Here is a 13,457-nt window from a genome sequence, read left to right on the forward strand (position 1 = left end):
TCCAGAGCGGGGCCAGCGGCGCCGCATCCATCCGAACCCTTGCCGGACCCCGATGGCCCGCATCGTCATGAAGTTCGGCGGCACATCTGTCGCCAATATCGAGCGCATCCAGAACGTTGCGCGCCATGTGAAGCGTGAGGTCGACGCGGGCCATGAGGTCGCCGTCGTCGTCTCCGCGATGTCGGGCGTGACCAACCAGCTCGTCGCCTGGTGCCGGGAAGCGATGCCAAGCTACGACCATCGCGAATACGACGCGGTCGTGGCTTCGGGCGAGCAGGTCACCTCGGGTCTCCTCGCCATTGCGCTCCACAATCTCGGTATCGATGCCCGCTCCTATCAGGGCTGGCAGATCGCGTTGAAAACCGATTCGACGCACGGCTCGGCGCGCATCGCCGAGGTCGAGGGCGAGCAAATCGTCGCCGGCATGAAAAAGGGCCAAGTTGCTGTCATCGCCGGCTTCCAGGGCGTTTCGCCGGACGGCCGTATCTCGACGCTCGGCCGTGGCGGCTCGGACACCAGCGCTGTCGCGGTGGCGGCCGGCGTCCACGCGGATCGCTGCGACATCTATACCGATGTGGACGGCGTCTACACGACCGATCCGCGCATCGTGCCCAAAGCCAGGCGCCTCGACCGCGTGGCGTTCGAGGAGATGCTCGAGATGGCGTCACTCGGCGCCAAAGTCCTTCAGGTGCGCTCGGTCGAGCTCGCCATGGTTCATAATGTCCGGGTGTTCGTGCGTTCGTCCTTCGACGCGCCCGACGCACCCCAGGTCGGCGTCGGCAATCTTCCGCCAGGCACCCTTATTTGCGACGAGGACGAGATCGTGGAACAGCAGGTCGTCACCGGCATCGCCTATTCGAAGGATGAGGCGCAGGTCACCCTGCGCGGGGTGCAGGACAAGCCGGGCGTCGCCGCCAGCCTGTTTGGCCCGCTCGCTGAGGCCAACATCAACGTCGACATGATCGTCCAGAACATCTCCGACGATGGCACGACGGACCTGACCTTTACGGTGCCGGTCGCCGATTACGATCACGCGATGGCCCTCCTGAAGTCTCTCGAGAAGAAGATCGGCTACACCAAGCTCGACGGCGCCAAGGACGTGGTGAAGGTGTCGGTCGTCGGCATCGGCATGCGCAGCCATGCGGGCGTCGCGGCCAAGGCGTTTGCGGCTCTCGCCGAGCGCGGCATCAACATCCGCCTGATCGCGACGTCGGAGATCAAGATCTCCGTTCTGATAGACGACGCCTATACCGAGCTTGCCGTCCGGACTCTCCATTCAGTATACGGCTTGGATCAGGTCTGACGGCTGGCGGAACGCGGCAGGAAACCCCATTCTCCCGCCATGAGTGCTGAAGCGACACCCGCTTCGACCCGGAGAGAACCGACCATGCGAGGCGCGTACGGCGGCCCGCGCGTGCTCCTGCGTCGCCTCCGCGAGGTCATGGCGGAGCCCGTCACCGCCCAGGAAAAGCTGGACAGAATCGTCGTCCTCATCGCTGCCAACATGGTGGCGGAGGTGTGCTCGACCTATGTCCTGCGCGTCGATGGCGAGCTCGAACTCTACGCCACCGAAGGCCTGAACCCGGAAGCCGTCCACCAGACGACTATGGCGCGCGGCGAAGGCCTCGTCGGCCTCGTGGCGCGCCAGGCAGACGCGATCAACCTGTCCGACGCGCAGTCGCATCCGGCCTTCTCCTACAAACCGGAGACGGGCGAAGAGATCTATCATTCGTTCCTGGGCGTTCCGATCCTGCGCGCGGGCAATACGCTCGGCGTGCTCGTCGTACAGAACAAGGCGCATCGCACCTATTCGGACGAGGAGGTTGAAGCCCTCCAGACGACGGCCATGGTACTGGCCGAGATGATTGCGTCGGGCGAACTGTCCGCCATTGCCAGGCCAGGTGCCGAGCCGGCTGTTCGCCGCCCGTTGAACGCAACCGGTACGCCTCTTGCCGATGGAATAGGCCTTGGTCATGTGGTTCTGCACGAGCCCCGCACCATGGCGACCGAGAATCTCATCGCCGAGGATCCGGCCAAGGAGGCCGATCGGCTGGATGAGGCGGTAGAAAAGCTCCGCGTTTCGCTGGACCAGCTTCTGTCTGAAGATCATGTCGCGCCCGCCGGGGAGCATCGCGAGGTGCTCGAGGCTTTCCGCATGTTCGCGAACGATCGCGGCTGGGCGCGGCGCATGCGCGAGGCGGTGCTGCAGGGCCTGACCGCCGAGGCCGCAGTCGAGCGCGTCCAGTCGGATACGCGCGCCCGGATGCTGCGGGCGACCGATCCCTATATCCGAGAGCGGCTGCACGATCTCGATGATCTCGCAAACCGGCTTCTGCGCGTCCTGACCGGGCGCGAGTCGGGCCCCGCGGCTGGGACGATGCCCGAGAACGCGATCCTTGTGGCGCGGACGATGGCTCCCGCGGCGCTGCTCGATTACGACCGCTCGCGCCTGCGCGGCCTCGTCATCGAGGAAGCCGGGCCGACGAGCCACGTCACCATCGTCGCCCGCGCGCTTGGCATCGCGACCGTCAGCCAGATTCCGAATATCGCCAGCCTCGTCGAGGCGGGCGATCCGATGATCGTCGACGGCAGTACGGGTGACGTCCATGTCCGTCCGCCGCAGGACGTCGAGAAATCATATGCGGACAAGGTCCGGCTTCGGGCACGACGCCAGGCGCAGTATCTCGCCCTTCGCGACGAGCCGTCGGAGACCAGGGACGGCACTCCGGTCAAGCTGATGATGAATGGCGGCCTGCTCGTCGACCTGCCCTATGTGGCAGAGACTGGCGCGGCCGGCATCGGACTGTTCCGCACCGAGCTTCAGTTCATGGTGGCGCCGAGCCTGCCGCGTGCAGGCGAGCAGGAGGCGCTCTATTCGGCGGTGCTCGATGCGGCCGGCGACAAGCCGGTCGTGTTCCGGACCCTCGATGTCGGCGGCGACAAGGTGCTGCCGTATATGCGCACCATCGACGAAGAGAACCCGGCTCTCGGCTGGCGCGCGATCCGTTTCGGTCTCGACCGGCCGGGTCTCCTTCGCTCGCAGGTCCGCGCAATGGCGCGCGCCGCAGCCGGACGCGAGCTTCGGCTGATGTTCCCGATGATCTCGGCCGTGCACGAATACGACGACGCCAAGGACATCGTCGAAAAGGAGCTGACGCATCTGCGCAAATGGGGACACCAGCTTCCCGAGCGGATGCTGCTCGGCGCCATGGTGGAAGTGCCGTCGCTTCTCTTCGAGCTCGAGGAATTGCTGTCGAAGGTCGATTTCATTTCGATCGGCTCCAACGACTTGATCCAGTTCATGTACGCAGCTGATCGAGGCAATTCCCGCGTCGCCGATCGCTTCGACCCGCTCGGCACGTCGATGCTGCGGGTGTTCAAGACGGTCGCGGACGCCGCGATCAAGGCCGACAAGCCGGTGACGGTGTGCGGCGAGCTTGCATCGCGGCCGACGGGCGCCTTGGCTCTGGTCGGGCTCGGCTATCGGGCACTTTCGGTGTCATCCTCCTCCATCGGCGCGCTGAAGGCGATGCTGCGGCAGTCGACCCTCGCCGAAATCGAGGAGACGGTCGCCGCGATGATGGAAGGCTCAAAGCCGGCGCGCGCGCGGCTGGCCGAAATGGCCAAGGCCGCCGATCAGAATTGATGCTGCCACTCGACAAGCTAGATGCACTGGTCCGGCGCTTCGATTCGATCGAGGCGGAGATGGCGCACGGCAATCCCGACGGCGCGACCTTGATCGGCCTATCCCGCGAGCGATCCGAACTCGAACCGATCGTCGAGGCCGTTCTCGATTGGCGGAAGATGCGGAGCGAGGTGAACGATCTCCGCACGATGTCGGAGGATTCGGCGACCGATTCCGAGATGCGCGATCTGGCGCGTGCCGAATATGACGAACTGGTCGGCAAGCTCGAAGAGGCCGAGCAGAACCTCCGCCTGCTGCTGCTGCCGAAGGACGCGGCGGACGAACGCGGCATCATCCTCGAAGTGCGCGCGGGCACGGGTGGCGACGAGGCGGCTCTGTTCGCGGGCGATCTGTTCCGGATGTACGAGCGCTACGCGCAGGGGCAGGGCTGGACGGTCGAGGTACTGTCGGCGAGCGAAGGCACGGCCGGCGGCTTCAAGGAAATCATCGGCTCGGTTTCGGGCAGGGGCGTCTACGCCAAGCTGAAATTCGAATCGGGCGTGCACCGCGTCCAGCGCGTGCCCTCGACCGAGACGCAGGGGCGCATCCACACCTCCGCGGCGACCGTGGCGGTGCTGCCGGAGGCTGAAGAGGTCGATATCGATATCCGTGACGCGGATCTTCGGATCGACGTCTACCGGGCGCAGGGGGCCGGTGGCCAGCACGTCAACAAGACGGAATCGGCCGTCCGCATCACCCATATCCCGTCGGGCGTCGTAGTCGCGGTGCAGGACGAGCGCTCCCAGCACAAGAACAAGGCGCGCGCGATGTCGATGCTGCGCGCCCGGCTGTTCGACCAGCAGCGAGAGGCGCTCGATTCGGCCCGGGCGGCCGACCGCAAGGGCCAAGTAGGGTCGGGGGATCGCTCCGAACGAATCCGGACCTATAATTTCCCTCAAGGTCGGATCACCGATCACCGGATCGGGCTGACGCTCTACAATCTGCCCGAGATCATCGAAGGCACGGGACTCGGCCAGGTGGTCGATGCACTCGTGGCCGAACATCAGGCACGGCTGCTGGCCGCGGAGGAAGCGGGATGAGAACCCGGCGCGATGTCCTTGCCGATGCCGTCGAACGGCTCCGCATGGCGCGCAGGGACACGCCCGAACTGGACGCGCGCGTTCTCCTGAAGGAAGCGCTGAAGCTCAGCGATACCGACGTCATCACGAAACTCGACGACCCGGCCTCGCCGGAAGGTGTGGTGGCATTCAATTGCATGGTGGCGCGTCGCGTACGCGGCGAGCCCGTGGCGCGGATTATCGGACATCGCGAGTTCTGGGGAATGCGATTCGATCTCGGGCCGGAGACCCTCGTGCCGAGGCCCGACACCGAGATTCTGGTCGAATCCGCGCTCGCGGCATTCCGTCGCGCCCCACCCAAGAGGGTTCTCGATCTCGGCACGGGTACCGGCTGCATCCTGATCTCGGTGCTGAGCGAATTCCCGGAAGCGGCGGGTGTCGGAGTCGACAAGTCCGAGCGCGCGACGGCAGTCGCGCGAAAGAACGCGGAGCGGCTCGGCATGAATGGTCGGGCGCGGTTCGTGGTCGGCGACTGGGCCTCTTCGCTCGACGGGCGTTTCGATCTGATCGTGTCCAATCCCCCTTACATCGCCAGAGGGAAAATCGCCGATCTCGACGTTGAGGTGTCGGTACATGATCCGCACCTGGCGCTGGATGGCGGCAGCGACGGACTCCATGCCTACCGCCGTGTCGCCGAGGAATCGGCGAGGCTTCTCCCGGAGGGCGGCGTCGTCATCGTCGAACTCGGCGAGGGGCAGGAGAAGGACGTCGCGTCGATCATGCGCGAGGCGGGGCTGAAACCGGAAAAGGCGGCGCCCGATTTGGCCGGGATACCGCGGGCCCTTGCGGCGCTCCGATAAATACCTACTTGGAAATCAGGGAATGAGGGTTTAGGTTCAATCCCAATAGAGAACCGATGACGTGCCAGAGCGAACGATCCGCCGGCTGCGTGACTACCCGGGAAGCCGGGCACGGTTCTAGACACATGTCGCACATCGTTGATCGTCAGAGCCTATGTGGCTTCGAAGCGGGATGAGCGGCAGAGGTTCGCAAAGGGGCCTGCGAATCTAACATGAATTCCGGCGACTTTTAGTGGGTCGTCACGTGCCGCCCGAGGGCGGCCGTCGGCTGCCACTCAAGGCCACCGGATTGTTGGGGCACGCTTACAGCAAAGATTTGAGACGCCATGAGGCCAGGTCAGCAGCATCAGCAGAAGCGTATGCGCGGTCGTAACAACAACAACAACCGCAAGGGTCCGAATCCGCTCTCCAGGAGCTACGAGTCCAACGGACCGGACGTGAAGATCCGCGGCACCGCCGCACATATCGCCGACAAATACGTACAGCTCGCCCGTGACGCGCAGTCGTCCGGGGATCCCGTCGCCGCGGAGAACTATCTCCAGCACGCCGAGCACTATTATCGCATCCTCGCCGCGGCCCAGCCGCAGTTCCAGACGCATCCCGGCTTCGTCCGTGCCGACGACGAGTCGCGCGATGAGGATTACGAGGGCGAAGAGGGTGGCGACGGCGGCGAGGGCGGCCAGAACGGGTATCAGCCGATGCCGGTCAACGCGCCGCAGCCCTACGCCAACGGGCAGAACCAGCCACGCGAAGGCCGTGAGAACGGCAACCGCGAGGGCCGCGAGAACAACAATTATCGCGAACAGCGTGAGCCGCGCGGCGACGACAATCGCGAAGGTGGCCAGAACCGCGAGGCCGGTCAGAACCGCGAGGGTGGCCAGCCGCGCGGGGAGTTCCGCGAAGGCGGACGCCGTCGCGAGCGTCCGCGCCGCGACTTCGACCAGCGCCAGCCGGCCAACGGCGAGGAGACCGGCGCTGCTCTGCCGGCCTTCATCACCGGCGGCCAGCCGGTGGCCCCCGTAGCGGCGCAGGCCGACCAGACCGATCAGGTCGAGGAAAGCGGTGCGCCGGCCGACGAGCAGAGCGGTGAGGGCTACGGCCGTCGCCGTCGCCGTTACGGCCGCTATGGCCGCGGCGGCGCCGAGCAGGGCGAAGCGCCGGCGGCGGAACCCGAGGTCGCTCCCGGCGAGTGATCGCCGGATAACCAATCAGTTAGAAGGCGCGGCAGATGATGCCGCGCCTTTTTCACGTCCAAGAGCGGCCGGTGCTTCGCAGGCTCATCAAACTCGCAGTCATCCTTGCGATCTTCGCGGCACCGGTCGCGACGCTCGTCGTCACCTACCGGGCCTTCGCGCATTTCGCGCGGATCGAGGCTCGCGAACGGCGGATGTGGGGTGGGTCCAACGCGATCAAGCATGCTTTCGCGGCGTCGGAGACCTATACGCGCCTGAACCTCATCTTCTCCGACGAGACGAGCCGCCGACTCGCGCTCGACCTTGGCGAATGGAACGAGCGGGGCGAGGCCTATATCGCGCATGAGCCGGACATCCAGTCCGAGTCCTATAAGGACATGCGTAACAACATCTACGGAGTCGCCGGGGCGTTCTGGCTGAAGGACGGCTACGGCATCACCGATTCCCAGACCCGGCTGAGGCTGGCGGGATATCTGGCGGCGCGGAGGGAATTGTATTTCTACGCCGGGGACCGACGCGTCCCTCAACTGCCGGAAACCGTGGATGCCGAGGCGGCGATCGCGGCCATCGAGAAGGACGAGGCCGCGCTGCAGGCGAGTTCCTTCGCCTATCTCGATCAGCACCGCGACCAGATCGAGAAGGATCTCGGCCTGGTCAGTCGAGAAGCCGGACCACATCTCCAGCCTTCATCGTTCCCGCGGTGACCACCTCGGCATAAATGCCGCAATCCATGTCGCCGCGATTGGCGCGGATCGTTCCCATGATGTCGAGATCGCGGACGCCGCGCGCCGGATCGACATGGGTAGCCAAGCAGCGCTGGATCGTCTTCCGGACCGTGAAGGTCGCCTGATCACCGACCTGGAACGTACGACCGACCCAGGTCGCTTCCTCCCACGCCCGAAGCCCCGACAGATGGACGTTGCCGCGAAAGCGGATGGGGTCGACCTCGGTTCCGAGGATACGGCCGAGATCGGCGGCGCTTTCGAGATTGATGAAGGAGATCACCCGGTTCGGGACGTCCGAGAAGCTGTGCCCGGGCGTCGACAGTACCTTCAGCGGACCACGCTGCTCCTCGGCCATGTAGTCGGCGAGATAGGTCTCGATCGCGACGCGGCCCGCTTCCTCGTCGAGATCGGCCGTGATCGTGCCGTTTCCGCCCGAGATCGTCACCGTGCCGGCCGTTTCGTCGAAGCTGGCGTGAAGCCGGGCGAGCTTCGGGTTCTTCATCCAGCAGAGGAACTTGATCTTCGGAAACCACGACGGTGCATCGGGCTCGAATCCGGAGGGACCATTCTCGACCGCGTATTTGCGATCTGCGGGCAGAGTTTCACCCGGCAAAACGTCGACGCTTTGCAATGGGTCTGGTGATAGCCCCTTCACCGGATAGCGGTAGATTTCCTCGACGTGCATGCTGGCCTTCCTGTTTCGGGGACACAAAATCATCCGAAGTGGTGGCGGGCAACCCTTGTGTGGCTGAACGGCAACACTACCTTCGGCAACAACGGCGGCCTTTCGAGGCGCCGAAGATCGCGGGGCCGCAAGGTTCGTGATCGGGATCCATGCGACGCTGCCGGGCTTCGGGAAAGACGGTGGCGGGAGGGAGAACTAAATGAACGTTGAAAAATACACCGAGCGGGTGCGCGGCTTCCTGCAATCCGCCCAGGGACTCGCTCTCCGCGAGAACCACCAGCAATTCCTCCCCGAGCACATTCTCAAGGTTCTTCTCGACGACTCCGAAGGACTGGCCGCCGGTCTGATCGACCGCGCCGGAGGCCGTTCGCGTGAGGCGTTGGCGGAGACAGAAGCGGCGCTCAAGAAAGTGCCGAAGGTCGAGGGTGGTTCGGGTCAGATTTATCTGTCGCCGTCGACCGCGCGCGTCTTCCAGTCGGCGGAATCCGCCGCCGAGAAGGCCGGCGACCAGTTCGTCACCGTCGAGCGGCTCCTGCTCGCTCTCGCTGTCGAGAAGGGCTCGGAAGCCGGCAAGGCATTGGCCAAGGCCGGCGTGACGCCGCAGAACCTCAATGCCGCGATCGAGGAGCTGCGCAAGGGACGCACCGCCGATTCGGCGACGGCCGAGAACGCGTATGACGCGCTCAAGCGCTATTCCCGCGATCTGACCCAAGCCGCCCGCGATGGCAAGATCGACCCCGTCATCGGCCGCGACGAGGAGATTCGCCGCACGATCCAGGTCCTGGCGCGGCGCACCAAGAACAATCCCGTCCTGATCGGAGAGCCCGGCGTCGGCAAGACCGCGATCGTCGAGGGCCTCGCCCAGCGCATCGTCAACGGCGACGTGCCGGAGAGTCTGAAGGACAAGCAGCTGCTGGCGCTCGACATGGGCTCGCTGATCGCTGGCGCGAAATATCGCGGCGAGTTCGAGGAGCGCCTGAAGAGCGTCCTGGGCGAGGTCGAGTCGGCCGCCGGCAGCATCATCCTGTTCATCGACGAGATGCACACGCTCGTCGGCGCCGGGAAGACCGACGGCGCGATGGATGCGTCGAACCTGCTGAAGCCCGCGCTCGCGCGCGGCGAGCTTCATTGCGTCGGCGCGACCACGCTCGATGAATATCGCAAATACGTCGAGAAGGACGCGGCGCTTGCCCGTCGTTTCCAGGCTGTCTTCGTCGATGAGCCGACGGTCGAGGATACGATCTCGATTCTGCGCGGCCTGAAGGAAAAGTACGAGCAGCATCACCGCGTCCGCATCCAGGACTCCGCGCTGGTCGCGGCCGCCACGCTGTCGAACCGCTACATCACCGACCGCTTCCTGCCCGACAAGGCGATCGACCTCGTCGACGAGGCATCGTCGCGTCTGCGCATGCAGGTCGATTCGAAACCTGAAGAGCTCGATTCGGTCGATCGCGAGATCCTTCGCCTCAGGATCGAGGCGGAGGCACTGAAGAAAGAACCCGATACGGCGTCCAAGGACCGGCTGCAGCGCCTGCAGAAGGAACTCGCGACACTGGAAGAGAAGTCGGCGGCGATCACCGCGCGCTGGCAGTCGGAGAAGGCGAAACTCGGTCTCGCCGCGGAGCTGAAGAAGAAGCTCGACGAGGCACGGACCGAACTCGCGAATGCCCAGCGCAAAGGCGAGTACCAGCGTGCGGGCGAACTGACCTACGCCGTAATCCCGGAACTGGAAAAGCAGCTCTCCGAGACCGAAGAAGCCGAGCAGCAGTCGCAGATGGAAGACGCGGTGACGCCGGACATGATCGCGAGCGTGGTCTCGCGCTGGACCGGCGTGCCCGTCGACAAGATGCTTGAAGGCGAGCGCCAGAAGCTTCTGAAGATGGAAGAGGCGATCGGCAAGCGCGTCATCGGCCAGGAAGAGGCGGTGAAGGCCGTTTCGACCGCGGTCCGCCGTGCCCGCGCCGGGCTACAGGATCCGAACCGGCCGATCGGCTCGTTCCTGTTCCTCGGCCCGACCGGTGTCGGCAAGACCGAGCTCACTAAGGCGCTGGCCGACTATTTGTTCGACGACGAGACCGCCATGGTTCGCCTCGACATGTCGGAATACATGGAGAAGCACTCCGTGAGCCGGCTCATCGGCGCGCCTCCGGGCTATGTCGGCTATGATGAGGGCGGCGCGCTGACCGAGGCCGTACGGCGGCGACCCTATCAGGTTGTGCTGTTCGACGAGGTCGAGAAGGCTCATCCGGACGTCTTCAACGTCCTCCTGCAGGTGCTCGACGACGGACGTCTGACGGACGGGCAGGGACGCACGGTCGACTTCCGCAACACGCTGATCGTGATGACGTCGAATCTCGGCTCCGAATTCCTGGCCGATCCGCGTCAGCCCATGGGCTTTGCGGTGCCGGGACATGAGGGCGACAAGGTAGTCTCCGACAAGGAAGCCTATGAGATGGTGATGGGTGCCGTCCGGGCTCACTTCCGGCCGGAGTTCATCAACCGCATCGACGAGATCGTCGTCTTCCACCGCCTGAAGCGGGAGCAGATGGGCGCGATCGTCGATATCCAGATCGGGCGCCTGCAGAAGCTGCTCGACGATCGGAAGATCACGCTTGAGCTCGACCCGTCCGCACGGGCGTGGCTGGCCGAGAAGGGCTACGAGCCGGCATACGGCGCGCGGCCGCTGAAGCGGGTGATCCAGAAGAATGTCCAGGACGGACTGGCGGAGGCGATTCTCGCCGGCGAGATCCACGACGGATCGACGGTACGCGTCACCGCCGGGCCAAACGGACTGCGGATCGGCGACCGTGAGGTCGGCGAGGCTGCGTAAAGCGTTTGCCTTTCCCGATGGGGAGGCCGAGTCGCGGCGGCAACCGCGAACCGGGTGAGGGGGCAGGAACCTATCGACAGGGCGTACCCCTCACCCCGCTCGAACCTTCCGGTTCGAGTCGCTTTCTCCTCCCCACGGGAGAGGGAAGAATTGGAAATTGAGGCAATCATGATCGAACCCGTTCCCGGCATTGGCGAAGACGATATCAGGCGTCTCGTGCACACCTTCTACGGGCGTGTACGCGAGGACGACCTGATCGGGCCCGTGTTCAACGAGAAGGTCGAGGACTGGGATCACCACCTCGCGACGCTCTGCGATTTCTGGTCGTCGCTCGCCCTGCGGTCCGGCCGCTATCAGGGGCGTCCGATGCGGGCGCATCTCTTGCTGCCGATCCGGGAACAGCATTTCGACCGCTGGCTCGATCTGTTCGAGACGACCGCGCGGGAGGTGCTGCCCGCCGAGGCGGCTCCCGCCTTCATTCACCGGGCGCGGCAGATCGCGGACAGTTTCGAGTTCGGCGTGGCAACGCAGCGGGGCGAGCTGGCGCGGCCGCGGCATGTGAATAGGGCGTAGCGTCCCTTACCGTCATGCTCCGGCTGGACCGGAAGATCCACATTGACGCTCTGGAATGGATGTTCCGGTCGAGCCGGAACATGACGACCCTATGAGAGCTTGGGGGATATTCCGGGTTCGGCTTCGCCGCCCCGGAAAACGCGGAACTTAGCCGCCTTCCTTGTTGAGGGTCAGTTGGGCGGAGCCTGCGGTCGCCGGGCGGCCGACCAGGGCGTCGATGCGCTCGCGCTCGCGCTGGAACTCGGCCAGCGCCGGACCCTCCAGTTCCTTGCCGCGCGGCACCTTGATGCGCATTGGGTTCACGAAGCGGCCGTTGACCAGGACTTCGTAATGGCAGTGCGGGCCGGTCGAGAGGCCGGTCGAGCCGACATAGCCGATGAGCTGCCCCTGGCGGACGCGGGTACCTTCCTTGATTCCCTTGGCAAAGCCGGACATGTGGCCGTAGGCGGTCTCGTAGCCATTGGCGTGCTGGATCTTCACCTGGTTGCCGTAGCCGCCGGACTTCTTCGCGTACTCGATGACGCCATTGCCGGCGGCGTAGATCGGCGTGCCGCGCGGGGCGGCCCAGTCGACGCCGGTATGCATCTTCGAATAACCGAGAATCGGGTGGCGACGCAGACCGAAGCCCGAGCGCATGACTGCGTTGGTGACCGGCTTGCGGACGAGGAATTTGCGAGCCGACCGGCCGTCCTCATCAAAATAGTCGAAGCCGCCATCGTCCGGCAGCTGGTAGCGGTAATAGCGACGGGTCTCGCCGCCCGAGATGAGCGAGGAGTAGATGACCTCCGGAGTGCCATCGACCTGGCCGCTCTCGTCCGAGGCGAAGACGACCTCGAAGCTGTCGCCGTTCTGCACCTTGCGCTGGAAGTCGGCGTCATAGCCGAAAACGCGGACCAGTTCCTCGATCACCTGCTTCGGCACGCCCTTCGAGATCGCGGTTCCGTAGAGGCTTTGGTAGAGGCTGAGCGTCGAGCCGGTGCCGCTCTGGGCGATTTCGACGCCGTTGTCGTCGACCGCCTCGCCTTCCTCCGCGATCTCCGGAGCGTCGGCGACCGCGACGTAGCCGCCGGTGTCGGACGCGGCGACGATGGATTCGTTCGAACCGGAGGCGAGGATGACCCGGACCGGCTGCATCCGCGAGCCGAACGGCGCCATCAGGATCCTGACAGTCTGGCCCGGCATCAGCGCCTGCGTGCCGTAGCCCGAGCCGGCGGCGAAGGCTTCGGTGATCTGGCGGGCCTCTTCCGGCGTCGCGCCCTGGCGGATGAGCACGTCGTCGAGGCGCTCCTGACCGCGGGCAACGACCACGCGTTCGTCATCGGTCGAGCCCGGCACGGCGCCGGGACGCGGCGCCTTCTTGGCAATGACGGTCATGTTCTGCGCGGCGAAGGCAGGCATATCCGGCGACCCGCCGCCGGTGAAGGACAGCGCTCCGCCAAAGCCGGAAAGGTCCGAACTCTGGACGGCGTTCATCGCGGCGGTGTCGCGGACGCTCGCGAGCACGTCGTCCATGGAAACGGACGGGCCCTGATCCGGGCTGATGTTCAGGCCGGCGAGATTCTGGACGACATAGGAGATGTCGCCGTCGGGAGCGGGTGCCGCTTCCGCGACCGGCGCGGGCGTATCGTCGTCTCCGAAGATGTTCTGCGGCTTGAAGGCCGGGATATCGACGTTGAGGCCCGCGGGAATGAGACTCGCGGTGACGCGGGTGACCGGCCTCGTGCGAACCAGTTCGCGATCGCCCGATTTGACCGTCGTCGAGACGCGGAAGGTCTGCTTCGCCTCGTCGACGGTGGCTTTCGCTGTCGAGATACGGTCCGACTTGCGGTTCTCGTTCGAAGAGCGGGCGCGGGCGCTATAGGGATCCCAGCGGGCGAAGGCCTCGGG

At 65.3% G+C, this 13,457-nt stretch carries 10 protein-coding genes (1 of these 10 only partly in view); 8 read left to right on the forward strand and 2 right to left on the reverse strand.

Going from position 1 to position 13,457, the window contains the following annotated elements; all coding sequences use genetic code 11:
- The first annotated feature begins 52 nt into the window (after positions 1 to 52).
- From ACFPFW_RS02275 to ACFPFW_RS02300, 6 genes are all read left to right on the forward strand, one after another.
- Positions 53 to 1,303, forward strand: a complete 1,251-nt coding sequence (locus tag ACFPFW_RS02275) for an aspartate kinase (protein WP_114957270.1) — start codon at positions 53 to 55, stop codon at positions 1,301 to 1,303.
- Positions 1,304 to 1,387: 84 nt separating this feature from the next.
- Complete coding sequence (ptsP, locus tag ACFPFW_RS02280) at positions 1,388 to 3,646, forward strand: phosphoenolpyruvate--protein phosphotransferase (RefSeq protein ID WP_114957271.1); 2,259 nt, start codon at positions 1,388 to 1,390, stop codon at positions 3,644 to 3,646.
- A complete protein-coding gene (gene prfA / locus ACFPFW_RS02285) occupies positions 3,646 to 4,725 on the forward strand; it encodes a peptide chain release factor 1 (RefSeq protein WP_114957272.1) in 1,080 nt (359 codons plus the stop codon). The genes ptsP and prfA overlap by 1 nt, the downstream gene beginning before the upstream one ends.
- Positions 4,722 to 5,564, forward strand: coding sequence for a peptide chain release factor N(5)-glutamine methyltransferase (prmC, locus tag ACFPFW_RS02290; protein ID WP_114957273.1), 843 nt, complete (start codon positions 4,722 to 4,724; stop codon positions 5,562 to 5,564). Before prfA ends, prmC begins: the two co-directional genes overlap by 4 nt.
- A 326-nt stretch (positions 5,565 to 5,890) precedes the next feature.
- Positions 5,891 to 6,757, forward strand: a complete 867-nt coding sequence (locus tag ACFPFW_RS02295; protein WP_114957274.1) for a DUF4167 domain-containing protein — start codon at positions 5,891 to 5,893, stop codon at positions 6,755 to 6,757.
- A gap of 35 nt (positions 6,758 to 6,792) precedes the next feature.
- Positions 6,793 to 7,461 (forward strand): hypothetical protein, encoded by a 669-nt coding sequence (locus ACFPFW_RS02300; RefSeq protein ID WP_114957275.1) that lies wholly within the window; start codon positions 6,793 to 6,795, stop codon positions 7,459 to 7,461.
- On the opposite strand, the gene ACFPFW_RS02305 is transcribed toward ACFPFW_RS02300, so the two are convergent.
- Positions 7,412 to 8,167 carry an MOSC domain-containing protein gene (locus ACFPFW_RS02305; protein WP_114957276.1) on the reverse strand — a complete coding sequence of 252 codons (756 nt, stop codon included), beginning with the start codon at positions 8,165 to 8,167 and terminating at the stop codon, positions 7,412 to 7,414. The two genes, ACFPFW_RS02300 and ACFPFW_RS02305, sit on opposite strands and share 50 nt — an antisense overlap.
- A 199-nt stretch (positions 8,168 to 8,366) precedes the next feature.
- On the opposite strand from ACFPFW_RS02305, the gene clpB reads away from it, so the two are divergent.
- A complete protein-coding gene (clpB, locus tag ACFPFW_RS02310) occupies positions 8,367 to 10,997 on the forward strand; it encodes an ATP-dependent chaperone ClpB (protein WP_114957277.1) in 2,631 nt (876 codons plus the stop codon).
- Between the two features lie 168 nt (positions 10,998 to 11,165).
- A complete protein-coding gene (locus ACFPFW_RS02315; RefSeq protein ID WP_114957398.1) occupies positions 11,166 to 11,570 on the forward strand; it encodes a group III truncated hemoglobin in 405 nt (134 codons plus the stop codon).
- Between the two features lie 147 nt (positions 11,571 to 11,717).
- Here the strand turns inward: ACFPFW_RS02315 and ACFPFW_RS02320 are convergent, their stop codons facing one another.
- On the reverse strand, positions 11,718 to 13,457 hold the 3' portion of the coding sequence (locus tag ACFPFW_RS02320; protein ID WP_114957278.1) for a peptidoglycan DD-metalloendopeptidase family protein. The gene runs 225 nt beyond the window's last position; the window shows 1,740 of its 1,965 coding nt (coding positions 226-1,965); the start codon falls outside the window, past its right edge — the gene reads right to left on this strand; the stop codon is at positions 11,718 to 11,720.

The organism is Flaviflagellibacter deserti, assembly GCF_042652085.1.
GTDB classification, from domain to species: domain Bacteria; phylum Pseudomonadota; class Alphaproteobacteria; order Rhizobiales; family Methylopilaceae; genus Flaviflagellibacter; species Flaviflagellibacter deserti.